Annotated in this window: 24 protein-coding genes and 1 pseudogene; 16 read left to right on the forward strand and 9 right to left on the reverse strand. The window is 63.4% G+C overall.

Annotated features, from left to right (window positions below; all coding sequences use genetic code 11):
- The first annotated feature begins 184 nt into the window (after positions 1-184).
- The 3 genes from JC607_RS09965 to msrA all read left to right on the forward strand — a co-directional run bounded on the left by JC607_RS09965 (position 185) and on the right by msrA (position 3,325).
- Positions 185-1,528, forward strand: a complete 1,344-nt coding sequence (locus JC607_RS09965) for an FAD-binding oxidoreductase (RefSeq protein ID WP_198836779.1) — start codon at positions 185-187, stop codon at positions 1,526-1,528.
- Positions 1,529-1,625: 97 nt separating this feature from the next.
- Positions 1,626-2,792 (forward strand): M20 aminoacylase family protein, encoded by a 1,167-nt coding sequence (locus JC607_RS09970; RefSeq protein WP_198836780.1) that lies wholly within the window; start codon positions 1,626-1,628, stop codon positions 2,790-2,792.
- 26 nt (positions 2,793-2,818) lie between these two features.
- On the forward strand, positions 2,819-3,325 hold the full coding sequence (msrA, locus tag JC607_RS09975; RefSeq protein WP_198836781.1) for a peptide-methionine (S)-S-oxide reductase MsrA: 507 nt from the start codon (positions 2,819-2,821) through the stop codon (positions 3,323-3,325).
- 12 nt (positions 3,326-3,337) lie between these two features.
- Here msrA and JC607_RS09980 read toward each other — a convergent pair whose 3' ends face one another.
- On the reverse strand, positions 3,338-4,105 hold the full coding sequence (locus JC607_RS09980; RefSeq protein ID WP_198836782.1) for an RES family NAD+ phosphorylase: 768 nt from the start codon (positions 4,103-4,105) through the stop codon (positions 3,338-3,340).
- Complete coding sequence (locus tag JC607_RS09985; RefSeq protein ID WP_198836783.1) at positions 4,065-4,448, reverse strand: antitoxin Xre/MbcA/ParS toxin-binding domain-containing protein; 384 nt, start codon at positions 4,446-4,448, stop codon at positions 4,065-4,067. Before JC607_RS09985 ends, JC607_RS09980 begins: the two co-directional genes overlap by 41 nt.
- A 139-nt stretch (positions 4,449-4,587) precedes the next feature.
- Here JC607_RS09985 and JC607_RS09990 point away from each other — a divergent pair, with 139 nt between their 5' ends.
- The 7 genes from JC607_RS09990 to JC607_RS10020 all read left to right on the forward strand — a co-directional run bounded on the left by JC607_RS09990 (position 4,588) and on the right by JC607_RS10020 (position 9,685).
- A complete protein-coding gene (locus tag JC607_RS09990) occupies positions 4,588-5,070 on the forward strand; it encodes a helix-turn-helix domain-containing protein (RefSeq protein WP_198836784.1) in 483 nt (160 codons plus the stop codon).
- Between the two features lie 205 nt (positions 5,071-5,275).
- Positions 5,276-5,902 (forward strand): alpha/beta hydrolase, encoded by a 627-nt coding sequence (locus JC607_RS09995; RefSeq protein WP_198836785.1) that lies wholly within the window; start codon positions 5,276-5,278, stop codon positions 5,900-5,902.
- On the forward strand, positions 5,899-6,087 hold the full coding sequence (locus JC607_RS10000; RefSeq protein ID WP_198836786.1) for a hypothetical protein: 189 nt from the start codon (positions 5,899-5,901) through the stop codon (positions 6,085-6,087). Before JC607_RS09995 ends, JC607_RS10000 begins: the two co-directional genes overlap by 4 nt.
- A gap of 153 nt (positions 6,088-6,240) precedes the next feature.
- Positions 6,241-6,450 (forward strand): hypothetical protein, encoded by a 210-nt coding sequence (locus JC607_RS10005; protein ID WP_198836787.1) that lies wholly within the window; start codon positions 6,241-6,243, stop codon positions 6,448-6,450.
- 353 nt (positions 6,451-6,803) lie between these two features.
- Positions 6,804-7,637 (forward strand): L,D-transpeptidase, encoded by an 834-nt coding sequence (locus tag JC607_RS10010; RefSeq protein WP_198836788.1) that lies wholly within the window; start codon positions 6,804-6,806, stop codon positions 7,635-7,637.
- Positions 7,638-7,644: 7 nt separating this feature from the next.
- On the forward strand, positions 7,645-8,277 hold the full coding sequence (locus tag JC607_RS10015) for a thioredoxin domain-containing protein (RefSeq protein WP_198836789.1): 633 nt from the start codon (positions 7,645-7,647) through the stop codon (positions 8,275-8,277).
- 334 nt (positions 8,278-8,611) lie between these two features.
- Entirely contained in the window at positions 8,612-9,685 is a 1,074-nt protein-coding gene (locus tag JC607_RS10020) for an AbrB family transcriptional regulator (RefSeq protein WP_198836790.1), read from the forward strand.
- Between the two features lie 6 nt (positions 9,686-9,691).
- Here JC607_RS10020 and JC607_RS10025 read toward each other — a convergent pair.
- Positions 9,692-10,746 (reverse strand): annotated as a pseudogene (locus JC607_RS10025) (cytochrome-c peroxidase).
- Positions 10,747-11,129: 383 nt separating this feature from the next.
- Here JC607_RS10025 and JC607_RS10030 point away from each other — a divergent pair.
- The 6 genes from JC607_RS10030 to JC607_RS10055 all read left to right on the forward strand — a co-directional run bounded on the left by JC607_RS10030 (position 11,130) and on the right by JC607_RS10055 (position 17,254).
- Positions 11,130-12,197, forward strand: coding sequence for an ABC transporter ATP-binding protein (locus tag JC607_RS10030; RefSeq protein WP_198836791.1), 1,068 nt, complete (start codon positions 11,130-11,132; stop codon positions 12,195-12,197).
- A gap of 3 nt (positions 12,198-12,200) precedes the next feature.
- Complete coding sequence (locus JC607_RS10035) at positions 12,201-13,133, forward strand: ABC transporter permease (RefSeq protein WP_198836792.1); 933 nt, start codon at positions 12,201-12,203, stop codon at positions 13,131-13,133.
- The gene (locus JC607_RS10040; protein WP_198836793.1) at positions 13,126-13,929 is read left to right on the forward strand and encodes an ABC transporter permease; all 804 of its coding nucleotides are present in this window, start codon (positions 13,126-13,128) and stop codon (positions 13,927-13,929) included. Before JC607_RS10035 ends, JC607_RS10040 begins: the two co-directional genes overlap by 8 nt.
- 41 nt (positions 13,930-13,970) lie before the next feature.
- Complete coding sequence (locus JC607_RS10045; protein WP_198836794.1) at positions 13,971-14,999, forward strand: extracellular solute-binding protein; 1,029 nt, start codon at positions 13,971-13,973, stop codon at positions 14,997-14,999.
- A gap of 72 nt (positions 15,000-15,071) precedes the next feature.
- Entirely contained in the window at positions 15,072-16,742 is a 1,671-nt protein-coding gene (locus JC607_RS10050) for an amidohydrolase (protein ID WP_198836795.1), read from the forward strand.
- A gap of 197 nt (positions 16,743-16,939) precedes the next feature.
- The gene (locus JC607_RS10055; protein ID WP_233092840.1) at positions 16,940-17,254 is read left to right on the forward strand and encodes an antifreeze protein; all 315 of its coding nucleotides are present in this window, start codon (positions 16,940-16,942) and stop codon (positions 17,252-17,254) included.
- Between the two features lie 12 nt (positions 17,255-17,266).
- On the opposite strand, the gene JC607_RS10060 is transcribed toward JC607_RS10055, so the two are convergent.
- The 6 genes from JC607_RS10060 to miaA form a co-directional block, all read right to left on the reverse strand.
- Positions 17,267-19,360 carry an ABC transporter ATP-binding protein gene (locus JC607_RS10060; RefSeq protein WP_198836796.1) on the reverse strand — a complete coding sequence of 698 codons (2,094 nt, stop codon included), beginning with the start codon at positions 19,358-19,360 and terminating at the stop codon, positions 17,267-17,269.
- An 83-nt stretch (positions 19,361-19,443) separates the two neighbouring features.
- Positions 19,444-20,607, reverse strand: coding sequence for an ABC transporter permease (locus JC607_RS10065; protein ID WP_198836797.1), 1,164 nt, complete (start codon positions 20,605-20,607; stop codon positions 19,444-19,446).
- Positions 20,608-20,617: 10 nt separating this feature from the next.
- Positions 20,618-21,703 (reverse strand): ABC transporter permease, encoded by a 1,086-nt coding sequence (locus tag JC607_RS10070; protein WP_198836798.1) that lies wholly within the window; start codon positions 21,701-21,703, stop codon positions 20,618-20,620.
- Positions 21,704-21,805: 102 nt separating this feature from the next.
- Positions 21,806-23,449, reverse strand: a complete 1,644-nt coding sequence (locus tag JC607_RS10075) for an ABC transporter substrate-binding protein (protein ID WP_198836799.1) — start codon at positions 23,447-23,449, stop codon at positions 21,806-21,808.
- 435 nt (positions 23,450-23,884) lie between these two features.
- Entirely contained in the window at positions 23,885-24,682 is a 798-nt protein-coding gene (locus tag JC607_RS10080) for an AraC family transcriptional regulator (RefSeq protein ID WP_198836800.1), read from the reverse strand.
- Positions 24,683-24,869: 187 nt separating this feature from the next.
- Positions 24,870-25,736, reverse strand: a complete 867-nt coding sequence (miaA, locus tag JC607_RS10085) for a tRNA (adenosine(37)-N6)-dimethylallyltransferase MiaA (protein WP_198836801.1) — start codon at positions 25,734-25,736, stop codon at positions 24,870-24,872.
- Positions 25,737-25,773 lie beyond the last annotated feature (37 nt).

Here is a 25,773-nt window from a genome sequence, read left to right on the forward strand (position 1 = left end):
GGGGGAATTGAAATCTTGTGCGGTTTTGAGGATTGATTGCCGGACTTGCAGATCGGGAAAAAGACGTATCGTATTTTTCGCCGTTTCTGCAGCCGGCGGATATGCGGAGCAGGGCTCCGGCCCGGGCAGTGCCGCAATGGCGCCCGCCGGAACACCTGGAACTGGGCGCTTGCGGAGAAGCAGAATGAGTTTTCCCATCCACGAAAACAGCCCCGTCCGGCATCGGGGCCGGTTGCCTGCGGTCTGTGATACGGTGGTGATCGGCGGCGGCATCATCGGGGTGATGACCGCGCGGGCGCTGGCGAAAAAGGGCCAGCGGGTGGTTCTGTGCGAAAAGGGGCTGATCGCGGGCGAGCAGTCCAGCCGCAACTGGGGCTGGATCCGCCAGCAGGGGCGCGATCCGGCGGAACTGCCGATCATGATGGAAAGCCTCGCGCTGTGGCGCGAACTGGCCGCTGAGGCGGGCGGGGGGCTCGGGTTCCGGCAAACCGGTGTTCTGTACCTTGCCAATAAAGAAGGTGACATGGCGGGGTTCCGGTCCTGGCTCGATTCGGTCGCGGGCTCGGGGGTGGACAGCCGGATGCTGAGCGCGCGCGAGGTGGCGGAAATGGTTCCGTCGGCCAAAGCGGGCTGGACCGGCGGGCTCTGGACGTCGTCGGATGCGCGGGCCGAGCCATGGGTCGCGGTGCCGATGCTGGCCGATCTCGCGGTTGAGGCGGGGGTGGTGATCGCTGAGCATTGCGCGGTGCGCTGCCTCGATCTTGCGGCGGGCCGGGTCGCGGGCGTGGTGACCGAGGCCGGGCGCATCGCCTGTGATCAGGTCGTGGTTGCGGCCGGCGCCTGGTCGCGGCTTTTCCTCGGCGCGCATGGCGTCAGGATCCCGCAGCTTTCGGTCCGCGCGACGGTGGCCGCGACCGAGCCCCTCCCGGATCTTTTCCCGGGCGCCGCGGTGGACAGCCATTTCGCCTTTCGCCGCCGCGAGGATGGCGGCTATACGCTCGCCCCGGGTGACCACCAGAATTTCTGGATCGGCCCCGATGCCTTCCGCGAATTCGGCACCTATTGGCCGCTGCTGAAGCGCACCTTCGGCCAGACCAGCCTGCAACCGATGGCGCCGAAGGGATATCCCGACGCCTGGTCGACGCCGCGCTGGCTGAAGGGCGATGTCGAAACCCCGTTCGAGCGGATGCGGATCCTGAACCCCGCGCCTGATCGCAAGGCGCTGGAGCGGCTCCGGACCCGCTTTGCCGAAGCCTTCCCGCAGATCGGCAAGCCGCGCCTGACCGCCAGCTGGGCCGGGATGATCGAGACCATGCCCGATGTCGTCCCGGTCATCGACCGCACCGAAAAGCTGCCGGGCCTGGTGATCGCGACCGGGCTTTGCGGTCATGGGTTTGGCATCGGGCCGGGCATGGGCCGGGTGATCGCCAGCATGATCTTAGGCGAAGAGATCGGTCATGACATGCGCCGCTTCCGGCTGTCGCGTTTCACTGACGGATCAAAACTGGTGCCAGGGCCGAGCCTTTAGGCCCGGGCTCCGGTTTTGAGGAACGGCTTCCGCCGCTGCGGCGGGGGCTTGCCCTTCCGCGCGCCGGAGATCAGACTCCGCGCCGAAGGAGACGCCCATGCCCGTCAAGAACCGTTTCGCGGAACTCGCCCCCGAGATCAAAGCCTGGCGCCAGGATTTCCACCGGCACCCCGAGCTGAATTATGACCTGCCGCGCACCGCCGGGCGTGTGGCGGAACTGTGCCGGGCCTTTGGCTGCGACGAGGTGACGGAAGGGGTCGGACGCTCCGGTGTGGTCGCGGTGATCCGGGGGCGCAGGGACAGCGCGGGCCGCGTGGTGGGCTTGCGTGCCGACATGGATGCGCTGCCGATCCATGAGAAAACCGGCCTCGATTACGCCTCCGGCACACCCGGGATCATGCATGCCTGCGGTCATGACGGCCATACCGCCATGCTGCTCGGCGCCGCGAAATACCTCGCCGAGACGCGGAATTTCGATGGTTCGGTGGTCTGTATCTTCCAGCCGGCCGAAGAAGGCGGCGGCGGCGGCCTTGCCATGGTCAAAGACGGGCTGATGGAGCGCTGGAACATCCAGGAGGTCTACGGCCTGCATAATATGCCGGGGATCCCGGTTGGCCGTTTCGCGATCCGCCCGGGTGCGATCATGGCGGCCTCGGATGAATTCTCGCTGACCCTGACCGGGCGCGGCGGCCATGCGGCAAAACCGCAGGAGGCGATTGATACCACCGTGGTCGCGTCGCATCTGGTGCTGGCGCTGCAAAGCATCGTGTCCAGAAACACCGATCCGCTGCAATCGGCGGTGGTCTCGGTCGCGACGATCCACAGCGATTCGACCGCCTATAATGTGCTGGCCGAAGAGGTGGTGATGAAGGGCACTGTGCGCACGCTGGACGAGGGGGTCCGCGCGATGATCGAAGCGCGGCTGCGCCAGATCTGCGCGGGCGTGGCCGAGACCTATGGCGCGACGGTCGAGGTGCATTTCCGCCGCGGCTATCCGGTGACGGTGAACCACGAGGATGGCACCGCCCATGCAGCGGCGGTGGCGCGCGCGATCTCACCCGAAGTTGATGCCGAAACCGCGCCTTTGATGGCGGCAGAGGACTTCTCCTATATGCTGCAGGAGCGCCCGGGTGCCTATATCTTCCTTGGCAATGGCAATAGCGCGCCACTGCACCAGGCCGGGTATAATTTCGACGATGAGGCCGCGCCTTACGGTGCAAGCTGGCTTGCCGGCATGGCCGAGGCGCGGATGCCGGTCGCGTGAAACACGGCGCGTGAAAGGAGACAGAGATGACTGAGGAACGTGCGGTTCTGGCCGGGGGCTGTTTTTGGGGGATGCAGCAGCTGCTTCGCCGTCTGCCGGGGGTGGTGAATACCCGTGTCGGCTATACCGGCGGTGAGGTGCCCAATGCCACCTACCGCAATCATGGCCGCCATGCCGAGGCGATCGAGGTGATCTATGATCCGGCCCGGATCAGCTACCGCCAGATTTTGGAGGCGTTTTTCCAGATCCATGATCCGACCACCCGCGACCGTCAGGGCAATGACCTTGGCCCGAGCTACCGCTCGGCAATCTATTGGGTGACCGAGGATCAGCGCGCGGTGGCACTTGAGACGATCAAAGATGTCGATGCCTCCGGCCTCTGGCCCGGCCCGGTGGTGACCGAGGTGGAACGGGTTTCCGATTTCTGGGAGGCCGAGCCCGAACATCAGGATTATCTGGAGCGCCAGCCGAACGGCTATACCTGTCATTTCCCGCGACCGGGCTGGGTCTTGCCAAAACGCGCGGCGGAGTGATCGGCACGGCCTTTACCTGGCGCGGGGCCGGTCCCAGACCATGGCGCTCAGCCGCGGATCGGTGAAGCTTTCCCGCGGAAAATCAATCCCCTGGCGCGGATGTTCGCGCAAGGCCATCGCGCCGGTGGGGCTGAGACGGATGCGCCATGTCTGGCGGTCCTGGATCCCTGTGGCGGCAAAGGCGGTGCAGCTGAACACCGCCAGATTGGCACCGCCTTTCGGGTCGCGCACCGATGTGTAGCGGATGATCTCTGCCCCTGCCTCGCGGGCCGCCTCGGCCAGCGTTTGGCAGGGCGCGTAATCGGTCGGATGGCTCCAGGCCGGGTCGGCCATCGGCGGCGCTGTCAGATCAACCGCCCGCGCGGTCGCGAGTTTGGCCGCAAAGGCGGTATATTCCGCCGGCCCGTCGGGAAAGGGCGTCGCCGGGCTCTCGGCGTAAAACAGGAAACGGTAGAACACCATTTCCGCCAGGGCGGTCTGCACTTTTTCGGCGCCATACCAGACGCCCGGCGTCAGCCCGGCGCGACGAAAGCGCGACCCATGCGGGTAGGGGCGGTAACGAAAGGGCGTGGCCAGCAGGTAATCAAGCCCCTGACAGGCGGCGGGCATCGGCGGTTTGGTGGTTTCCAGAATCTCTTCCAGCAGCGCCTGTTCCGCAAGGCTGTCCACCAGTTTCAGGGTCGAGACCAGGTGCTGCGCCTCGACCAGCCGCCAGCCGCGCCCCTGAAAGGGCCGGCATTCAGAGCCGAGCGCGGCGGCTGTCCAGATAGGCGCAGACATCAACAAGTCCCTGAACTGAGGTGATCTTTTCCACCGGTGCCGCGCCCAGCGCCTCGTTCGGGGCCGAAATCCAGGCCCGCGCCACCGCCTCATCGCCACCGGTAATCGCATCGAGCGAGCGGTAAAGCCGCACAAGCATCGCCGCGAGTTCAAAGGTCTTGCTGCCTTCCTCGATCCCGGCAGTGCCGCGTTTCAGCCGTGACACACCCGGTTCCGAGAGGCCGGTCACCCGGGCGAATTGCCGCGCCGAAAGACCAAGACGTTCGGCTGCACGCAGGGCGGCTTTGCCAAGCACCTGGCCAGGCGTGGGCTGATCCAGCGCGATATTGGGGAAAGAGATCATCTGAAGGCTCCTTTCAGGTGAAAATATAGGCGCATTTGGTTTCATATGAAAGGGGGTTGCCGCGAAACATCGAAACATCCGCCCCTGTTGAAGCAAAGCCAGGCAATACCTATAGTTTGTAGAGATATCGGAGGCGCAAATGCTCACCATCGGCAAACTCGGGGACCGCACCGGCGTCAAGGTGCCCACGATCCGCTATTACGAACAGATCGGCCTCTTGCCCGAGGCGGAACGGTCCTCCGGCAATCAGCGCCTATACAGCCGGGTCGCTGAAGAGCGACTGCGCTTTATCCGCCATGCGCGCGATCTGGGCTTCCCGCTCGAGGCGATCCGCGACCTGCTCTCGCTTTCCGACCAGCCGGATCAGCCCTGTGCCGCCGCAGACAGCATCGCGCGCACCCAGCTTGGGGCGGTGCGCGAGCGGATCTCGCGGCTGAAAGCGCTGGAACATGAGCTGGAGCGGATGGTCGTCCAATGCGCCCATGGCACCATCGGCGATTGCCGGGTGATCGAGGTTCTGGGCGATCACAGCCTGTGCAACCATGATCATCGCGCGGCGGAGGGCGAGGCGGGACCAGGGCAGCGTGAGATGGATGTCACCGCAAAGACCGCCGGTTTTTGAGCACCTTAGCCGGGGGATTCGGTCACCAGACAACGGAATTGCACGGCCGGTACGCCCGACTGCGGCCCGCTGGGGGGCAAGGGGGGGATCTGCAAGTGTTCTGTCAGAAAGGGAATCCTCTTCCTTTCCTGGTGGTATCTTTAGAATTCTTAATCACGATAAATAATGTAGTCTTTTCCTGTGACCTCGGGAAAGGACCATGGTGATGATCAACACGCTTATCGTTCCGGGCCTTGACGGGTCGGCCGCCCCCCATTGGCAACATTGGTGGGCGGCCAGTGACCCTCATGCGCTGACGGTGGATCTCTCGGACCCGCATCGCCCTGTGGCGGCGGTCTGGGAGGTGGAGCTGGCCTCGATGATCCTCGCGCATCCCGATTGCGTTCTGGTTGGTCATTCGCTGGGAGCGATTTTGATCGCGCGGCTTCTGACGCAATGGCCGCATCTGCGGGTGGCGGGCGCCTTGCTGGTTGCCCCGGCCGAGACCGCTGGCGCCGACCGTATCGGCCATTTTGGCCCGATCCCGGAAGAGGTGCTTGACCTGCCGGTGATCGTCGCGGCCAGCCGAAACGACCCATGGATGGGCTTTTCGCGCGCGGCGCAACTTTCCCGCGCCTGGGGGGCAGAGCTGGTCGATCTCGGCTTCGCGGGCCATGTGAATGCCGATGCGGGCTTTGGCCCCTGGGAAGAGGGCCGCGTCCTGCGCAACCGTCTTCTGGCGGGGCCGCTGGATGACACCACCGCGCCGTCGCGATTTCGCGCAGCATATGGCTATGGGACGCCGGACGCGCAGCTGAGCAGAGCCCGGACCAGGACAGGAGCGGCGCTGTGAGCGCGCGGGACACTTCGCGCGTTACGCCGCGCCGGGGGCAGGAAAGGGCGGCGGTTCTGCTGGCAAGCCTCGCAATGGCGGCTGTGCTGGCGCTGACCGTCACGCCAAAAAATGCGCTCGGGTTCCTCTCCGCCACACCGGCCCAGGCCAATGATGGCCGGCTGGTCGAGGAGCCCGCCCGCTGAGGCAGGGCCCAGGTCGCGGGGGCGCGACACACAACCGGAATGCTGCTGCGATGCGGCTGCCCGAAAATCAGCCGTGATCCGGCCTCGGATACGGGCATCCGGCGAATCACGGGCATCCGGCGAACCACGGGCATCCGGAGAACGGAGAGACAGATGATCTACAATGGCTTTGATCCGGGCGTGCTGGCGATACTGGCTGGCGAAGACAGGATGGTGCTGGGCGCGGTGGTGAAAGGCGGGGCCGCACAGGAGAGGGACGAAAATGCGCAGGCGACCCCGGGACCCGGCGACGGCATTCTGATCTGTATCGCCGCGACAGTCTTGCTGGCGGCGGCGATTCTTCTCAGTGGAATCGGGACCTGAACAGCGATCCTCACCGGGAAGCATACCGGCGCGGGGCCGGGTATATCTGATCTGGATCCAATGCCTGACCTTGGGTCAAGCGGCGCGCGGGCCCCGGATCGCGCGCATGTTCAGCGCGGAATCGGGACAAGCCATGCCGGTCTTTGGCGGTATTTCACTTTCTCGCGCAGCTGTGAGACAGCGGGGCTTGACCAGGCCCTTCGGATCATGGCGCATGGCCGGATTGGTTCCTCGTGGGCGGTGCTCCGGCATCGCATCACGGCGGAGGTGTGCAAAGCCGGCGGCAAGCATCCCGCGATCCTGCCAGATCCGGGAGGTGTCTGCTCCTTCCCGCCGGCGGGAAAGGACAGTTTATGAGCGTTGTGGTCAGTCGTCGTGCGGCTCTTCTGATGACCCTTTCGGGGCTGGTATCGGCCTGTGGGCCAAAGCTGCCCGACTCCGGGTCGCAACCTGATCCTGCCGCCAATGTCCCTCCGGAAATCCTCGCGATGTATAGTGCGCTCGAGGATAACGGGTTCCACATCCCGGCCGTAAACCCGCGCTATCTGATTGCCGAAAACACCCGCACCGAGGTGGATCTTGCGATCACTGAAGCGCCCGGCGCGATCATCGTCGATCCCTGGCAGCGCTATCTCTATCTGATCCGGGGCGGCAATCGCGCGCTGCGCTACCGGGTTGCGGTGGGCGATCAGGGCCGGTCCTTCGAGGGTGCGGCGGTCGCGCAATATGACCGGGTCTGGCCGAGCTGGCGGCCGACCGACAATATGATCCGCGAGCGCCCGGATATGTATGCCGCCTATGCCGGCGGGCTGCCGGGCGGGCCGCAAAACCCGCTGGGCGCGCGGGCGATCTACCTTTTCCGCGGCGGGCGCGATACCTATTACCGCATCCATGGCACCAATGAGGTCGCCTCGATCGGCCATGCCACTTCGGCGGGCTGTATCCGGATGTACAACCAGGACGCCATTCATCTGGCGGCGAATTATGTCAAAGGCGGGAAAGTGCTTGTCCTGAGCCCCGAACAAAGCGCCGGTGCCTTCGGCTCCTATGTGCCCGCGACCACGCCCTATAGCGGCGCCTCATTCAACCAGCCGGCGGCGGCGACGCCGGAGGTTGCGGCTGCCGATCCGGCCTATGGCTATCCGACCGGATTTCCCGAAAGCCCTTATAGCAGCAGCCTGAACTGAGACGGTGATGAAAAGACGCGATCTGATCAGGGGCTCTCTCGGGAGCTCGCTCGGGGCACTGATGCTGGCGGGGGCCGCGTTTCCTGTCCGGGCCCAGGAAATGTTGCCGGGGGAAGCCCCGCGCGAGCTGACACATGACCCCGATCAGCCGGTGCTGGGCAATCCCGATGGCTCGGTGACCATCGTGGAATATTACGATTACCAATGCCCTTTCTGCCGCGACTCGCATCCGGCATTGCTGGACTATGTGCGCTCTGACGGCGATATCCGTCTCGTGATGAAAGACTGGCCGATCTTTGGCGAGGCCTCCGTGCGCGGCGTGCAGCTTGGCCTCGGCTCGGTGGCCCTTGGCCGCTACGCGCAAGTCAATGCCGCGCTGATGGCCGGAAAAGGGCGCCGGGTCGATGCGTTGCGGATGGATGCGGCCGTGCGCGACGCCGGTCTGGATCCCGAGGCCGCCATCGCGAGCTTCGAGCGCGAACGCGACAAATGGGTTGCCCTGATCGACCGTACCATGGCCGAGGCTGATTTCTTCGGCCTGCCCGGCACACCGGCCTATCTGGTCGGGCTGAACCTCTTTCCCCGCGTCACCGAAATCGCGGAACTGCGCGCCGCCGTCGAGGCGGTCCGCCGGGGGTAATTGCTGCGGGTGACCGGCGGGCCGGTACGGTGGCTGGCGAAGGACGCCTCCGGCGGGAGTATTTAAGTCAGGGGAAATACCATTCCTCTTGACACAAATACTCCGGGGGAGGCCGCCGGAACGGCGGGCGGGGGCAGCGCCCCCTGCAAGCTCGGCCAGATGCGGCGCGCCAGATGAGGCCTGCCAGACACACCCGCGAGACAGGCCGCGTGCCCCGTTCCGTGATGACTGCTCTCGACACTGGCGGCGGGATCGGCAAAATGGGCGGGCGCCCTGCACCTGTGACGCGGCACTGCCGCCGGGCTGCAACCTGCCCTGATTTCGGACCTGATCCTTGACCTCCCTCCTGTCCTATCTGCCCGCGCTCGGTCTCGGCACTGCCGGAGGCCTGGTCGCCTGGGGGCTCGGCCTCCCGTTGCCCTGGATGCTTGGCGCGCTTTTTGCCACCATGATCGCCTCGGTCGCCGGGCTGCGCATCCGGGGGCCCAATGCCATCCGCCCGGCGGTGGTGGCGGTGATCGGCGTGCTGCTGGGCGCGCGTTTCGCCCCCGAGGTGCTGGGCCATATGGTCACCTGGATCGGGACGCTGTCGCTTTTGCTGGTCTATCTGCTGGTTGTCGGCCTGATCAATGTGCCCTGGTATCGCTATGCCGGCGGCTATGACTGGCGCACCTCTTTCTTTGCCGGCATGCCGGGCGGGCTGGCAGAGATGATCGAGCTTGCCGAGGCCAAAGGCGGCAAGCCCGAGCCCGTTATCCTCGCCCACAGCCTCAGGATCGTGGTGACCATCTCGCTGATCGCGCTGTGGTTTCGGGTCATCATGGGCCATGATGTCGGCGCGGGGGCGGCAAGCGGCGCGGGTCTGCCGGAATGGCGCGAGGCAGGGCTTTTGCTGGCCGCCGCCATATTCGGCAGCCTGATCGGACGCGCGCTGAACTGGCCGGCGCCGACTTTCCTCGGGCCGATGGCGCTTTCGGCGGCGCTGCATCTGAGCGGGATTTCAGAGGCCGCGCCGCCCGCGGTTCTGGTCAATGCGGCCCAGGTGATCCTCGGCACCGTGCTGGGCTGCCGCTTTCGCGGCGTGCCACTTTCGGAACTGCGCAAGGCGGGGGCGCTCAGCATCGGATCGACCGCGCTGGTGCTGGGGGTTGCCCTTGCCTTCAGCCATCTGATGCGGATCCTGACCGGCACCAGCCCGGAACAGGCCATGCTCGCACTTGCCCCGGGCGGGCTGACCGAGATGGGGCTGATCGCGCTGGCGATCCATGCCGATGTTGCCTTCGTCGCGCTGCATCACGTGGTCAGGATCATCGCAATCATTGTCGCGGCCCCGGTGGTTTTCGCCCTGTTCGAGCGCCGTCTCGCGCCGGGTGGATCCGGGAAGGGCGGATCCGGGGATCCGCCCTGATCTGTCTTACGGCAGGATCGCCGTTACGGGATGTGGCGTGGTTGCGGTTTCCACCGGCAGGACCGGCAGCACCACTTCGGGCATCGTGCCGGTCACACTGTCGGGAAAGGCCACGATCTGCGTGGTCTCCTCGGGGTGCAACGCCTCGCCAAGCCGGCTTTCGGCCATGATCTCGACCGCCACGCGCAGATCCCAGACCTTGCCGGAATGGAAGCAGGGCGCGGTCAATGCGATGTTGCGCAAGGGCGCTGCGCGGAAGACATATTCGTCATCCACCGTCTCGGTCACCGCGAAGTGCCCCTTGTCATCGGGTGGCAGGATTTCGGCGCCGGGCTTTTCGATCAGGCCGAACGGGCAATAGCCATGCCCGCCGACATTGACGCCCGAATGGCAGGACGCGCAGCCCCTCTCCATGAAAAGCTGCAAGCCCACCAGCTGATCCGCCGTCATCGCCGCATCATCGCCGCATCATCGCCATTGAGCCAGGCATCAAAGGGCGCGGGCGTGATCAGGGTCGCCTCGGAGACCTCGATCGCTTTGGCCATATTGTCAAAGCTCAGCGGTTCGGCATCATCAGGAAAAGCCGCGCCGAACCAGGTCACATAGTGCGGCATGGAGCCGAGCGTGGCGATGACATTGTTGGGCGTATTGGCCATCTCGACACCGGCCTGGACCGGACCCTTGGCCTGGGCCGCGAGGTCATCGGCGCGCCCGTCCCAGAACTGCGCCTCATTAAGCACCGCATTCAGCGCCGTGAGCGCATTGCGCGGCCCCTTTGGCCAGCCGTGACCGACCGAGGTTTCCATATTGTCATCCCCGCCGGTGGTCAGCTTGTGGCAGCTTTAGCAGCTGAACACGCCCGAGGCCGAGAGACGCGGATCGAAGAACAGCGCCTTGCCCAGATCGAGCTTCGCCGGGGTCGAGGGATTGGCTTTGATGGCGGGGATCGTCGAGGGCAAGGCTCTGAAAGTTTCCAGCGCGAGATCGCGCAAGGTTTCGGCAGAAGCTGCCGTCCCGGACAAAACCGTCAGGACGAGGAGGGAGAGGAGGAGTGGTTTCATGCTTGCTCCTGAGGGTTGAGCTGGCGTTCGCGCAGGGTCAGTCCGGGGCCGGGCGCGGGCAGGGCGCCATGATCGGGATCGAAGCCGGAGGCTGTGCCGGATTAATTTAAATAAGTATTTGAAAATAAGTGATTATTCTGAAAATCCTCTGACGCGGCATGCCCAGGTCGCAGGATCGGACCCGTGCTGCACGACGGGCACCCCGCGAGAGAAAAGCTTCGGTTGCGCAATTGCCCGATTTTCAGACAGCTCCGGTCTTTGATCCTGCGGCGGAAAGATGAAATTGCAGCAGGGGCGGCGATTTCTCTTGCTCAATCGTATTGGGTACCCGCAATATGATCAAAATATAATAACACTGAAAACCACACCACAGGGGTGATCTTTTGGCTGTTACTGCTGCCATTATGGCGAAAGATGTGACCAAGGCGTTCGGTCAGGGCGAAACCGTGGTCAGGGCGCTGGACAATGTGTCCTGCGAAATCAGAACCGGCGAATTCTTTACGCTTCTCGGGCCATCGGGCTGTGGCAAGACCACGCTTTTGCGCCTGATCGCGGGGTTTGAGATGCCAAGCGCCGGGCAGATCCTGATCGATGGTCAGGATGTGACCGGCCAGCCCCCGAACAGGCGGGCGGTGAATACGGTCTTCCAGTCCTATGCGCTGTTCCCGCATCTGAGCGTGGCCGAGAATATCGGTTTTGGTCTGAAGATGAAGGGCATCGCAAAACCCGAAGTCGACCGGACGGTCCGGGAGATGCTGGCGCTGGTCAGGCTCGAGGCGATGGCGGGGCGCAAGACCAGCCAGCTTTCGGGTGGTCAGCAGCAGCGCGTTGCTCTGGCGCGGGCACTGGCGCCGCGGCCCAAGGTTCTCTTGCTTGATGAGCCGCTTTCGGCGCTTGACCTTAAGCTGCGCAAGGAGATGCAGGTCGAACTGAAACGGCTCCAGACCGAGACCGGCATCACCTTTGTCTTCGTCACCCATGACCAGGAAGAGGCGCTGACCATGTCGGACCGCATCGCGGTCATGTCAGCGGGCAAGATCCAGCAGCTCGGCGCCCCGCGCGAGATCTACACAAAACCCCGCAACCGCTTTGTCGCCTCGTTTATCGGCGAGACGAATTTCCTGACCGCAACCGGCGTGCCGGGCGGAGCAAAGCTTGCTTCGGGCGAGGTGATTGCGGTCGATACCGGCGGCAAGGGCGGGCAGATCACGCTTGCGGTGCGGCCTGAACATGTCGAGATCACCCCGCCGGAGGCGCAGGGCGCGATCCCGGCCGAGGTGCGGGGCTCGGTCTATTTCGGCACCGATATGAATTACCAGATCGCGCTGCCCGACGGGGCAGAGATCGAGGCCTGCGTGCAATCGGGCGTCACCGGCGAGGCGCTGATCGGGCAGGGGGCGAAGGTGGGGATCCGGTTCGCGCCGGGCTCTGTTCTCATGCTGGAGGATTGAGCAATGGCTCGGACACATGGCGCGAGCGAGGCCGAGCGCCTTCAGGCCGCAAGCTCGACCCGCAATGCCTGGGCGCTTTCGGCCCCGGCGCTGATCCTTTTGTTCTGCGCGGCCGCAGGGCCGCTGCTTGTCGTACTGATCTATTCCTTCCTCACGGCAGGCCCGACCGGCGGCGTGGTATGGGACTTCTCGACCGAGGCCTGGGTTGGGGTTCTTTACACCCGCGACATCTTTGATGACGGCAATCTGGTGCTGGCCGATGCGCATCTGACGATCTTCTGGCGTTCGGTGAAAATCTCGATCCTGACCACGCTGATCACCTTTGTGCTTGGCTTTCCCACAGCCTGGTTCATTGCCACGCGCCCGCTGAAAGAGCGCGCGCTCTGGCTGTTCCTGATCACCATTCCCTTCTGGACCAATCTGCTGATCCGCACTTTCGCGATCACCGAAATCATCCGCAATGAGGGGCTTCTGAACAAGATCCTGCTGGGGATCGGGCTGATTTCCGAGCCGCTCCGCATCATGAACACCGATACTGCCGTGCTGATCGGCATGGCCTATGTCTATCTGCCGCTGATGGTGCTGCCGCTGTTTGCGGCCATCGACCGCTTCGATATGCGGCTTCTGGAAGCGGGCTATGACCTTTACGCCTCGCGCCTTCAGGTGCTGCGTCATGTCGTATTGCCGATCGTGAAGCCTGGCATCATCGCAGGCTCGATCCTTGTCTTCATCCCCTCGCTTGGCGCCTATGTCACGCCGCGCGTGCTGGGGGGCGGCAAGAATATGATGATCGGCAATTTCATCGAACTGCAATTCGGCCAGGGCCGCAACTGGCCGCTCGGCGCGGCGCTTTCCATGACGCTTTTGCTGATCGTGATGCTCGCGATGATCTTCTATGTCCGCGCCGCGACCAAAGGGGGCAAGAGCCATGGCTGAGAAAAGCTTTGAAGTCTCGCGCCTGCCCGGTTTCGCCAGTATCGCGATCCTCGTCTTTATCGCGCTCTATCTGCCGATCTGCACGCTGGTGTTCTATTCCTTCAATGCCGGCACCACGCTTTCGGTCTGGCAGGGCTTTTCCTGGCGCTGGTATATTGAGGCCTGGGAGAATGATGTCGTGCAGGCCGCCGCGTTGCGCTCGCTGCAGATAGCGGTTTCGGCCAGTTTCATCGCGACCGTTGTGGCGACAATGGCCGCCCTCGCAACCACCAGACGCCGCGCGTTTCGTGGCCAGACGGCGATCTATGCCTTTATCAACCAGCCGCTGATGGTGCCCGAGATCGTGACCGCAGTGGCGCTTTTGATCGTCTTCGGGGTGATCAAGGCCTGGACCGGCTATCAGGGCCTCTGGTATCTGATCCTCGCGCATTCGGCCTTTTGTGTGCCTTTTGCCTATCTGCCGATCCGTGCAAGGCTGGAAGGGATGGATCTCTCGCTGGAATCGGCGGCGGCGGATCTTTACGCCAACCCCTGGCAGACCTTCCGCTTTGTCACGCTGCCGCTCCTGTCCCCGGGGATCGCGGCCGGAGCGATGCTCGCCTTTGTCATCAGCCTTGATGATGTGGTGATTACCGAGTTTGTGAAATCCGCAGGCCAGGATACGCTGCCGACCTATATGCTCGGCCAGTTGCGCCGGACGCTGACGCCCGAGGTCAATGCGATCTCGACCGGGCTTCTGGTGCTGACGGTGCTGCTGCTGGTCGGGTTCTCACTGATCAACCGCAAGAAAAACTGAACCGAATGGTTCTTTGACCAAAGTTTCACAGGGAGACGGATATGAAGAAATTCCTCAGCACGGTGGCCATTCTCTGCGCCACTGCCGCCATGGCCAGCGCCGATGACAAAGTGCTGCAGCTTTACAACTGGGGCGATTACACCAGTGCCGAGCTGCTGCGGAAGTTCGAGGCAGAGACCGGCATCAAGGTTATCGTCACCGATTACGATTCAAACGACACCGCACTGGCAAAGATCCGCGCCGGCGGCCATGGTTTCGACATGGTGGTGCCTTCGGCCAATTACGTGCCGATTTTCGTCGAAGAGGGGCTGGTGGCGGAGCTTGACCATTCGAAACTGCCCAATATCGGCAATATCGCCCCGGAATGGCGCGATGTCTCCTGGGATCCGGGCCGCGCCCATACCATTCCCTGGCAGTGGGGATCGACCGGGATCATGGTCAACAAATCGGTCTATAGCGGCGACATCAACACTTCGGCGATCTGGCTGGATGTGCCGGATGAGCTGAAGGGCAAAATCAATGTCACGCCGGAGATGAACGATATCGTCTATATGGCGGTGTGGTATGTCGGCGGCGAACCCTGCACCGAAGACACCGAAGTGCTGAAAAAGGCCCGTGACGCGCTGATCGCAGCCAAGCCCGACTGGATTTCGATGGATTATGGCGCCACCGAGAAGATGTCGAGCAATGACTGGGCGGCGACCGTCTACTGGAACGGGGCGGCCCTGCGCTCGCGCATCAATAACCCCGATGTGCATTTCGGTTACCCGAAAGAAGGCTATCCGCTGTTCATGGATTCGGTGGCGATCCTCTCGGATGCCAAAAACCCCGAAGGTGCGTATAAGTTCCTGAACTTCATCATGGAGCCGGAAAACGCCGCGCTGATCTCGACCCATGCCAAATATGCCAATGGCATCACCGGCTCTGAGCCGTTCATGCCCGAAGAGATGAAGGGCGCCCCGGAAATTGAGATCCCGGAAGCCTCGAAAGCCGCCGGTCACTTCCTGCAACGCTGCCCGCCCAAGGCGCAGGAATATATGACCGCGATCTGGACCGAGCTGATGAAATAAGCGGCAGCGCCGCTTTGTAAGATCCAGGGCGGCCCGCTTCGGGCCGCCTTTCTGCCGAATGGAGCCTGAGATATGCCCGCCGACCTGATTTTCATCAATGCCAAGGCCCTGACCATGGATCCCGACATGCCCCGGGCCGAGGCCGTGGCGATTGCCGCGGGGCGCATCCTCGCCGTGGGCTCCAATGCCGATATCACCGCCCTGAAGGGGGCAGCCACGAAAGTGGTGGATGCGGGCGGGCGGATGCTCCTGCCGGGCTTTGTCGAAAGCCATTTGCATCTGGGCCTTGGCGGCTCCGAGCTGAGCGATCTGCAACTGACCCATGTGCATGGCATTGACCAGCTGCGCGAGGCCTTTCTGGGCTATGCGGCGGCCAATCCGGATCTGCCCTTCCTCATGGCGCAGGGCGCCGATTACGGCCTTATCGAAGGCGGCGCCAACCGGCATATCCTCGACAGTATCATCGCGGACCGCCCGATCGCGATGACCTCGCATGACCACCATACGATCTGGGCCAATACCCTTGCGCTGGAGCTTTCCGGCACGCTGAACGGGCTGGACTGTTCGCCCGGCCATGAGGTGGTTATGGGGGCGGACGGGCTCGCCACCGGCGAGCTTCTGGAATTCGAAGCCTTTGGCCGGGTGGTTGATCTTGCCGGGCGCGGGCGGCTGAATCTGGGCATCGCGACCGGCGGTGAGCCGGTCAATCCAAGCCAGGCCGAGCGCGATCTGGACAAGGATATGTTCGAGCGCGGCCAGATCCATTGCGCGCAATATGGCATCACCTCGATGGTGATGATGGATGGCAACCGCTATACGCTGGAATGCCTGCGCGAATTGCAGGAAGAAGGCCGGCTGCTGGCGCGGGTCAAAGTGCCCTTCCATTACAAACCCAGTATGGACCATTCCGAGCTGGACCGTGCCGTCGAGATGACCGAGAGCTTCAATGATGAATGGCTCAGCTCGGGCTTTGTGAAAATGTTCATGGATGGTGTGCTCGACAGCTATACCGCCTTCATGCTGAACGATTATCCGACAAAGCCCGGCCATAGATCGGTCGCGCTTTTCCCGCCGGATCAGTTCAACCCGCTGGCCGCCGAGATCGACCGCCGCGGCCTGCAGATCGCGGTTCATGCCATCGGTGACGGGGCCGTGCGGACCACGATTGATGGCTATGAAACCGCGCAGATCCAGAATGGCAAGCGCGACTCGCGTCACCGGATCGAACATATCGAACTGATCGACCGCGCCGATGTGCCGCGAGTCGGTGCGCTTGGAATTGTCGCAAGCCTGCAACCCTCGCATCCGCCGGGCGCGATGGATTTCGGGATGGAGCCGACGCTGACCAATATCGGGCAAGCGCGCTGGCCGGATGCCTATCTGCACAAGACGCTGGCCGATCATGGCGCGCCCGTTGCCTATGCCTCGGACTGGGCGGTGACCGATGTGGCGGTGCTGCGTTCGATCCAGGCGGCGGTGACGCGGGTGCCTTACAGCGACGCCTGCACCGATGAGCGCCTCAGCCTTGAGGAAAGCCTATACGCCTATACAGCGGGCGGCGCCTGGGCGGCGCATACCGACCATATCACCGGTCGGCTGAAACCCGGCCTCGCGGCGGATCTGGTGCTGTTGCAGGAGGATCTGGAACAGGTCGAACCCGATCAGATCGGCAAGGTCCAGGTCGCACTGACCATCTGCGGCGGGCGGGTGACCTATGCGGCTGAAGGCCAGGCCATCGGATAAGGCCATCTGATCTCAGGGTCAAAAGACGGTGACGTTACGGCACCTGAAGCAAAACTGAGACAGTCGCCGGCGGGGCTTGCCTGAATCCCGCCGGCGTTGTCATTTGTTAACTTGCCTGTGGAAATCTTTCGCCTAAGTTGCCTCTCTTCGAGAAGACAGTTCATCTCCGCCCGGCGGGCGCGTCAAAGGTCTCAGTCATGTTTCCATTCCTGCCCCCCAGCGCGGCCCAGCTGATGCGCCTTGGCCTGCGATCTTCGGTCATGATGGCCGAGGCACAGGCGGTGATCGCGATGCGGATGGCCGGGATGATGGGGATGTGGCCGGTTTCACCGGGCGAGAATGCGCGGATGGTGTCGGAAAAGATCGCAGCCCTGCAAGAAGCGCAGATCGCGGTGATGAAGGCCGCGATGAAGGGGGCCTCGCCCGCGACGATGGCCGAGGCCGCTTTGCGCCCGGTACGCCGTCGCACCAGGGCCAATGCCGAACGGCTGGCGCGGGACGTCACCCGTTAAACCATTGGCGGATCACTGGGCCGCGATGCGGATCACCGGCTCCATCGCGGCAAATTGCGCGGGCGAAAGGTGGCATTTGATCTGATGCCCGCCGGCCAGCTGCACAACCGGCGGCATCACGCGATCACAGAGCCCGCCCCCGACCTGGGATTTCCAGCGACAGCGCGTCTGGAACGGACAGCCCGGCGGCGGGTTCATCGCAGAGGGGATCTCGCCCTCCAGCACGATATGTTTGCGCGTCACGGTCGGATCGGCAATCGGGACTGCGGATAAAAGCGCCTCGGTATAGGGGTGATAGGGCGGGGCAAAAACCTGTTCGGTCGTGCCCATCTCGACCACATGCCCGAGATACATCACCATCACCCGGTCGCTGAGATAGCGCACGATGGAAAGATCATGGCTGATGAACAAAAGCGTCGTGCCATTCTCGCGCTGGATATCCATCAGCAGATCGGTGACCGCCGCCTGGACCGAGACATCCAGTGCCGAGACCGGCTCATCCGCGACCACCACTTTCGCGCCACCCGCGAAGGCACGCGCGATGCCGACGCGCTGTTTCTGCCCGCCCGACAGCTGGCGCGGCATCCGTTCGGCGAAGGCGCGCGGCAGTTTCACAAGGTCAAGAAGCCCGAGCATCCGGGCCTGACGCGCGGCGTCACTGTCGCCGAAACGGAAGACCTCCAGCGCGCGGATGATCTGGCGTCCGACCGTCATCGAGGGGTTCAGCGTGTCGAACGGGTTCTGGAACACCATCTGCAGCTTTGACACCGTATCCGCGCCGCGTTTCTGGATCGGCGTGGATTGCACATTTTCATCAAACAGCATGATCTTGCCCGAGGTGGCGGTCTCGAGCCCCATCAGAACCTTGGCGAAGGTGGATTTGCCGCAACCCGATTCCCCAACGATTGCAAGGGTCTCGCCTTTCCGGGCCTCGAAGCTCAGCGTCTCATTCGCCTTGACGACTTTGGTCAGCCCGCCGCCGAAGGCCCCCGAGGAAACCTGGTAATATTTCCTCAGATCATCCATTTTCAGGACGATCTCGCCCGGCGGCAGTTTCTCGCGGGCTTTGGCCGCCCTGGGCGGCGCGAGCCAGTCGATTTCCTGCCATTTCAGGCAGCGCGTCGCGTGGCGGTCGCCGCCGGGAACCGCCTCCATCGCGATGTCACCGGCATTGCAGCGCCCGGCCGCGAAATAATCGCAGCGCGGGCCGAAATTGCAGCCCTGGGGGCGTTCATGTGGCAACGGGAAATTCCCGGGGATCGAGATCAGCGGGCGGGCGTTTTTGTCAGCTCCGGGCAGCGGGATCGCCCGGAAGAGGGCCTGGGTATAGGGATGGCGCATCCCGGTGAAGACCTCGGTGACATTGCCGGTCTCGACCGCCTCGCCGGAATACATCACGCAAAGCCGGTCGCAGACATCGAGGATCAGGCCGAGATTATGCGAGATGAACAGCATCGAAGTGCCGTATTTCTCGCCCAGTTCCTTTACCAGGGCGACAATGCCGGCCTCGACGGTGACATCAAGCGCGGTGGTCGGCTCATCGAGGATCAGGAGCGCGGGTTTCGCCATCAGCGCCATGGCGATGACGATGCGCTGCTGCTGGCCGCCCGAGAGCTGATGCGGATAGGAATTCAGCATCCGGTCGGGATCGGGCAGCCGTACATCGGCAACGATCTGGCGGGCGAGCGCCCAGGACCCGGATCGCGACATGCCACGATGGATCATCGGGACCTCGGCAAGTTGTGCGCCGATCTTCATCGCGGGGTTGAGCGAGGCCATTGGCTCCTGGTAGATCATCGCGATCTCAGAGCCACGTATGCGGCGCAGTTCCTCCTCGCCCATGGTGGTGAGGTCCTGGCCCTTGAAAAGGATGCGCCCGGCGGTGATTTTGCCGTTCTTCCCGAGGTCGCGCATCACAGCCAGCGCGACGGTGGATTTGCCGCAACCGGATTCGCCGACGAGGCCCATGGATTCGCCCGCCATCACCTTGCAGGAGAAATCCATCACCGCCGGGATCTGGCGGAGCCGGGTGAAGAAGGTGATCGAGAGGTTTTCGATCTCGAGAATTGGCTGTGTGGGGTCCCAGGTGCCTGGCGTCGCGGTCATCGGGGTCTCCTTTGGCTGGTGGCGCGAGCCGGGGGTTTCACACCCCCGGACCCCCGTGGAGTATTTGCGTCAAGCGGAAGGGATCAGTCTTTCAGGCTTTCTTCGCGCAAGCCGTCGGCGAGGAGGTTGAGGCCGAGGACGAGGCTCATCAGGGCAATGGCGGGGACGAGGGCGGCATGGGGGAAGATCGCGAGGAGGCGGCGGCCATCGTCGATGGTGGAGCCCCAGTCGGGGCTTTCGGGTGAGACGCCGAGGCCGAAAAAGCCGAGCGTGCCGAGGAGGATGGTGGTGTAGCCGATCCTGAGGCAGAAATCGACGATCAGGGGGCCCCGGGCATTGGGGAGGATTTCCCACAGCATGATATACCAGGGGCCCTCGCCGCGGGTCTGGCCGGCGGCGACATAGTCGCGGGCTTTGATGTCCATGGTGAGACCACGGACGATGCGAAAGACACCGGGCGAGTTTACGAAAACCACCGAGACAAAGACATTGAGCATATTGGGGCTCATCGAGAAGAGGCCGGTCGGGTCTTTGTTGAAGGCAAGCCCCGCCCAGGCCCAGAGCCCGATGATCAGCGTCAGGCCGACATAGAGGTTGCGGCGCGCGGGCAGAATGTGGAAGCGCGCATTGAAGAGCACGGTGAAGAAGATCACCGGGAAGAGGAAGAGGGCGGCGGCAAAGTAGGTCGGGATGCCGGTCTCGATGATCTCGGGCGTGACCAGCAGGTAGAAGAGCAGGATCACCGGGAAAGCCAGCACGAGATTGGCGATGAAGGAGAGGAATGTGTCGAACTTGCCCGCAAAATAGCCGGCGGGCAGGCCCAGCGTGATCCCGACCATGAAGGCGAAGACCGTGGCGGCAGGGGCGATTTTCAGCACCTCGCGCGCACCCATCACCATGCGCGAAAACACGTCACGGGCAAGGTTGTCGCCGCCGAGCAGATACCATGGATAGACCCCTTCGGCCGCAGTGGCCAGCGCCGTGCCGGGGAGTTTGTTTTTCATCCCCGAGAGCTGCACGAGGGGGTCATGCGTGATGATCAGATCGGCAAAAATCGCGGTGAAGATCCAGAACATCACCACGGCAAAGCCGATCTGGCCCACGAAAGAGTCGAAGAGCTTGCCATAAAGGCCAAGGCGGCGGCGGTACCGGATCGACAGGAAGAATGTGGCGATCAGCGCGATCCAGACCGGCGCAAAGGCGAGGCCGGATTTGAGGGCGATCTGGAGCCAGGAGAGGTCTTGCATCTGTCTCTCCTCAGCTCAGCCGGATGCGGGGGTTGAGGAAGACATAGCCGATATCGGATATGAGCTGGGTGATCAGCACCAGGACGACTGCAACGACGGAACAGCCGAGCAGGAGCGGGATGTCATTATTCCCCGCCGCCTGCACCAGGGTCCAGCCGAAGCCTTTGTAATTGAACAGGGTTTCGACGATCACCACGCCGTTCAACAGCCAGGGGAATTGCAGCATGATCACGGTGAACGGCGCGATCAGGGCGTTTCTCAGCGCATGTTTCATCACGACCTGGGAAAAGCTGACGCCCTTGAGGCGCGCGGTGCGGATATATTGCTGGCTCATCACCTCGGTCATCGAGGCGCGGGTCATGCGGGCGATATAGCCGATGCCGTAAAGCGCGATGGTCATCACCGGCAGGGCGAAATTCCAGAACGTGATCCTGTCCATGGCGCTGGTGGCGGTGCCCTGGAAGAGGGTCTTGCCCTCGATCCAGCCCATTTCGGCCAGCACGGGTGAGATGCCGACCGTGGCCGAGGCAAAGACCACGATGAAGATCACGCCCGAAACATATTCCGGCGTCGCCGTGGTCACGATGGCAAAGCCCGAGAGGATGCGGTCGGTCCAGGAGCCTTCGCGCATCCCCGAGAGCACGCCAAGGGTCAGCGCGGTCGGCACCATCACGATCATCACCCAAAGCATCAGCCAGGAGGTCATCGACAGCGCGCGTTTGATCACATCGGCCACCGGCTGTTTGAACACGGTGGAAAAGCCCCATTGGCCCTGGAGAAGGCCGCAGCGGGCGGGGATATCATCAAGGGTCGCCACCGTCCCGGTGATGCAGCGGCCGGTAAAGCGGCCCTCTTCTTCGCGTGTCCAGCCCGGCACGACACCAAGCCATTGCCCATAGCGATGCAGCGTCGGGGTGCCATAGCCGTTGCGATCGAGCCAGCTTGCGACTTCGGCATCGCTCATCCGCACTGAAGCCTCGGATTTCGCGAGCTTTTCCAGGTTGGGTGGCAGATTGGTCAGCCAAAAGACAATGAAGGTCAGCGCAAGGACAGTCAGGAACATCACGCCGGTACGGCGCAGGACAAAGGCGAACATGGCTTCTCCTCTTCCGGGTCAGGGAAGGCGGCGGCTTGTTGGCTGGGGGCCCGGGGGGCGGGGCGGAAACGGGGCAGGGCGGCGCCTGCCCCGGGAACCGCATCAGGCGGCGATCCACCACTTGTAATGATGGTGTTCAAAGGTTGCGTGGATGCCGCAATCCTTCACCTTCGGATCGGTATGGCGATAGAGCGAGCGCCAGTAGGATTGCACGAGCACACCCTGCTCCTGCATGATTTCCTCGACCCGTTTCATGACCTTGCTGCGCTCGGTCGCATCATTGATCGCCAGAGCCTTGCCCAGTTCAGCATCGAATTCTGCATTCGAGAAGGCGGATTCGTTCCAGGCCTCGCCAGAGCGATAGGCGACTGACAGAACCTGGACGCCAAGCGGACGCATGTTCCACTCGGTGGCCGAGAAAGGGTATTTGGTCCAGTCATTCCAGAAGGTCGAACCCGGCAACACCGTCCGTTTGATTTTGAGACCGGCATCGCGGATCTGGGCCGCAATGGCGTCACAGGTCGCAGCCTGCCAGGCATCATCAAGCGAAATCAGCTCGAATTCGAAATCACCATAACCGGCCTCGGTGACCAGCGCCTTGCCGGCGACCGGATCGGTGACCACTGGCGGCAATTCGTAATATTCCGGGTGGATCGGGCAGACATGGTGATTTTCCGCAACGGTCCCGAGGCCGGAATAGCCCAGCTCCAGCACCACGGCATTGTCGACGCATTTGATCAGGCCGGTGCGGGTTCTGACATCCTTATAATCCTCGGCCAGCTGGTTGAACCGGACCGCCAGCGTCGCAGATGTCACCGCCTCCGATTTATCCCAGCCCATCGCGTCGAGCACGTCGATGAATTCGCCAACGGACTGATATGTCGCGTCAATCTCGCCGGATCCAGCCGCCGCAACCTCGGCCGCCGGGTCGGTGCCAAGATCGTAATATTCGATCCGGTCGAGATAGGGCCCGCCGTAAACCTCGCTGCCCCACCAGGGCTGATCCGATTTCACCAGCGAGGCACGCACGCCGGTTTCGAAATTATCATATTTGAACGGGCCGGTGCCCGGCGTCTGGGTCGGATCACCATTCTCATAGCTTTTATGAACGACCATGCCGGGATAATCGGCCAGAGCCGCGATCAGGGCGATATCGGGGGCGCTCAGCAGCAGTTTCACGGTCGAGCCATCGACCACGGTGACCGCACCATCGCGCATCTTGCCGCCCTCGCTGCCGTCCCGCAGACCGACACAGCGCGCCGCCATCGAATTGCCCTCGACCGAACCATCGCACCAGCGCGCGAAGTTATGCGCCACATCCTCGGCGGTGAAATCGTCGCCATTCGACCATTTCACGCCCTGACGCACCTTCAGTGTGTATTCGGTCGCGTCGTCATTGGCCTCCCAGCTTTCCAGCAACATGCCGCGGATCGAGCCGTCATTGTTGTATTCGACCAGATATTCCAGCCAGCCGCGCATGAAATTGGCGATCTGGCTCCAGTCAGAGGTGCGCGGGTCTTTCAGCGCTTTCAGCTCCATCGACATCCTGAGCGTGCCGCCGGGCGTCGGGGTGCCTTCGGCATAGGCCGGGGCCTCGAGCCCCAGCAGCCCCCAGGCGACCGGCGCCGCCACGCCAAGCGCGGTGGTGCGGGTCAGGAATTCGCGGCGGCTGAGCTGGCCCGCACGATGCTCATCGGCATACATGGTTGCGGCGGGGTGCAGACGGGTATCGGTATTCCGGGTCATTCATCATCTCCCTGTCAGGCTCGGGCGCGAGGCAGAAAGCGTCGCGCAAACGAGGTCCGGGACGTGCCGTTCTCTCCCGGTTGCAGTGCCCTGCCGGCGCCTGTCCGGGCTGATGCCGGAACGGCCGGAACTGTCTGGCCACGCAGGAACCGCGCCGCGAAACAGGCTGTTGGGGTCTGCGGTGCGGGCCGGATTTTTTCCGCCGGCTTCATTCCCTGGTCCGTCCATTGCGCATGTTTTCCGCTTTCGCGTCAATGCTTTTGACAGATCATTCTCAGGGCTTTTGCGAGATCGGGGTCATGGAATTGCGCCAGACGCATTGCAGGTTCACCAGCTGGCGCATGGCAGCTGCGGGCCATACGGGACGCCCCGCAGGGTGCGCCGGCTGACCGCGCCGGCGCCCAGTCGGCGCCCTGTCGGCCCGTGGTCGCAGGCTCAGCCAGTGCGGCGGAATGCCGTCGGCGATTTGCCGGTCATATGGTGGAAGGCGCGGGTGAAATAGGCCGGCGAGGCAAAGCCAAGGCTCGCCGCGATATGGCCCACCGGGATCTTCGTCTCGCTCAACAGGCGCTGCGCCTCAAAGATACGGCGGTCCTGCAACAGGACCGAGGCCGGTTTGCCGCAGGACTGTTTGCAGCAGCGCGACAGATGAGTGGGCGTGACATTCAGCTTTGCCGCGAAATCCGAGACGCCAAGACCCGAGCGATACTCCTTTTCCAGCAGACTGGAATAGCGCGCCGCCAGCCGGCGGCTGGCATCGGGGCGGGTGGCTTCCGGCTCGGCCCGGGCGGCCTGGCGCTCCAGCCAGACCCCGAGCAGCCCCAGATAATGGCCGGTGGCCCGATCATGGGCCGGCACATCCGAACTCATCTCGCGCGAAATCGAATCAAGCAAGACGTTGATTTCCTGCTGCGCATGGACCTCGCGGATCCGCAGATGCTGCGGTGATGCGGGCAAAGGCAGCCCGCAATTGCGCCCGAAAAACACCGCCGTGCCGAAAACCGACGGGCCTGCATCAAAGCCATGCATAACGCCCGGCGGAATGAAAACCACATTATGTGCGGTGTAGCCGCGCGTCTGCCCCTGGACCGTGATACGGCCCTGGCCTTTGGTGAACCACAAAAGGCAGGATTCCGACAGCGAGCGCATCGCTTCGACACGCCAGCGGCCGGCGGCGGCGAGGCGTGGAATGGCGAGGACCCGGAGGTTTGAAATCGCGGTAAAGTCTTGCATTGTCTTCTTATCTTTTCTGCCGATGGGCGAAAGGTAAGCGGCAAGTCTGCAAAAATGAAACCAAAAAAATGACATTTCAGCCAAGTTACCCACAGCCCTCGCGGAAAGCTGTGGGTAAATATGTGGACGTTCCGCAAGCCGCCGGCAAGCCACGCCAGCCGCGACATCGGAAGGGGCAGGGCGCGCCTCAGGGCAGGGCCAGCCTCTGCCAGTCGCGCATCCGGCTGCGAAACCAGGTGCGCTGGCGTTTCGCGTATTGATGGCTGGCGATTTTTGCCGCCGTGATCGCCTCGGCAAGGCTGGTCTCGCCACGCAGATATGCAACAATCTCCTGCGCCCCGATCGCTTTGGCCCAGGGGCGCGCCGGATCCCAGTGCGGCAGCGCGGCGCGCGCCTCCTCCAGCGCCCCGTTCCCGATCATCTGATCGAAACGCCGGTCGATGCGGTGGTTCAGCCAATCGGTCTCCGGCTGCATCACAATGGCGTCACTACGCGCCCGCGGCAAAAGCGCCGGGCCCGTCTGCGCCTGCCAGAAGGCCAGCCCGCGCCCGGTGGCCCGCAAAACCTCCCAGGCGCGCTGCACCCGGGCGGGGTTGCGCAGGTCGATCCGCGCGGCGGTCTCAGGGTCGAGCCCCGCCAGCATCGCGGAATATTCCTCCAGCCGCAGCCGGTCTGCCACGGCCCGCACCTCGGGCGGCACCGGCGGCATCTCTGCCAGACCTTCCGTCAGTGCCATGAAATAAAGCCCGGTCCCCCCGACGATCACCACCGGGCGCGCCAGCAAAGCCGTGACCTCGCGCAGCCAGTGCCCGACCGAATACTCCGCATCGCGCCCGATATGCCCGTAAAGCAGATGCGGCGCCGCCGCTGCCTCGGCCAGAGAGGGCCGCGCCGACAGAACCCGCCAGCAGTCATAGACCTGAAGCGCATCGGCATTCACCACCGCCCGCCCGTCCCGGGCTGCCAGTTCCAGCGCCAGAGCCGATTTTCCGCTCGCCGTCGGCCCGGCGATCAGCACTGGCAGCTCCCTTGAAATTGCAGAGAGATCCGGCATCGAATTTCCTCTTGATCCAAATACTCCGGGGGAATCC

This window comes from Paracoccus sp. IB05, assembly GCF_016405985.1.
Classification (GTDB): Bacteria; Pseudomonadota; Alphaproteobacteria; order Rhodobacterales; family Rhodobacteraceae; genus Pseudogemmobacter.

Coding starts and splice junctions, on each gene's coding strand:
- JC607_RS09965 (WP_198836779.1), top strand. CDS start 185: ATGAGTTTTCCCATCCACGAAAACAGCCCCGTCCGGCATCGGGGCCGG.
- JC607_RS09970 (WP_198836780.1), top strand. CDS start 1,626: ATGCCCGTCAAGAACCGTTTCGCGGAACTCGCCCCCGAGATCAAAGCC.
- msrA (WP_198836781.1), top strand. CDS start 2,819: ATGACTGAGGAACGTGCGGTTCTGGCCGGGGGCTGTTTTTGGGGGATG.
- JC607_RS09980 (WP_198836782.1), bottom strand. CDS start 4,105: ATGTCTGCGCCTATCTGGACAGCCGCCGCGCTCGGCTCTGAATGCCGG.
- JC607_RS09985 (WP_198836783.1), bottom strand. CDS start 4,448: ATGATCTCTTTCCCCAATATCGCGCTGGATCAGCCCACGCCTGGCCAG.
- JC607_RS09990 (WP_198836784.1), top strand. CDS start 4,588: ATGCTCACCATCGGCAAACTCGGGGACCGCACCGGCGTCAAGGTGCCC.
- JC607_RS09995 (WP_198836785.1), top strand. CDS start 5,276: ATGATCAACACGCTTATCGTTCCGGGCCTTGACGGGTCGGCCGCCCCC.
- JC607_RS10005 (WP_198836787.1), top strand. CDS start 6,241: ATGATCTACAATGGCTTTGATCCGGGCGTGCTGGCGATACTGGCTGGC.
- JC607_RS10010 (WP_198836788.1), top strand. CDS start 6,804: ATGAGCGTTGTGGTCAGTCGTCGTGCGGCTCTTCTGATGACCCTTTCG.
- JC607_RS10015 (WP_198836789.1), top strand. CDS start 7,645: ATGAAAAGACGCGATCTGATCAGGGGCTCTCTCGGGAGCTCGCTCGGG.
- JC607_RS10035 (WP_198836792.1), top strand. CDS start 12,201: ATGGCTCGGACACATGGCGCGAGCGAGGCCGAGCGCCTTCAGGCCGCA.
- JC607_RS10040 (WP_198836793.1), top strand. CDS start 13,126: ATGGCTGAGAAAAGCTTTGAAGTCTCGCGCCTGCCCGGTTTCGCCAGT.
- JC607_RS10045 (WP_198836794.1), top strand. CDS start 13,971: ATGAAGAAATTCCTCAGCACGGTGGCCATTCTCTGCGCCACTGCCGCC.
- JC607_RS10050 (WP_198836795.1), top strand. CDS start 15,072: ATGCCCGCCGACCTGATTTTCATCAATGCCAAGGCCCTGACCATGGAT.
- JC607_RS10055 (WP_233092840.1), top strand. CDS start 16,940: ATGTTTCCATTCCTGCCCCCCAGCGCGGCCCAGCTGATGCGCCTTGGC.
- JC607_RS10060 (WP_198836796.1), bottom strand. CDS start 19,360: ATGACCGCGACGCCAGGCACCTGGGACCCCACACAGCCAATTCTCGAG.
- JC607_RS10065 (WP_198836797.1), bottom strand. CDS start 20,607: ATGCAAGACCTCTCCTGGCTCCAGATCGCCCTCAAATCCGGCCTCGCC.
- JC607_RS10070 (WP_198836798.1), bottom strand. CDS start 21,703: ATGTTCGCCTTTGTCCTGCGCCGTACCGGCGTGATGTTCCTGACTGTC.
- JC607_RS10075 (WP_198836799.1), bottom strand. CDS start 23,449: ATGACCCGGAATACCGATACCCGTCTGCACCCCGCCGCAACCATGTAT.
- JC607_RS10080 (WP_198836800.1), bottom strand. CDS start 24,682: ATGCAAGACTTTACCGCGATTTCAAACCTCCGGGTCCTCGCCATTCCA.
- miaA (WP_198836801.1), bottom strand. CDS start 25,736: ATGCCGGATCTCTCTGCAATTTCAAGGGAGCTGCCAGTGCTGATCGCC.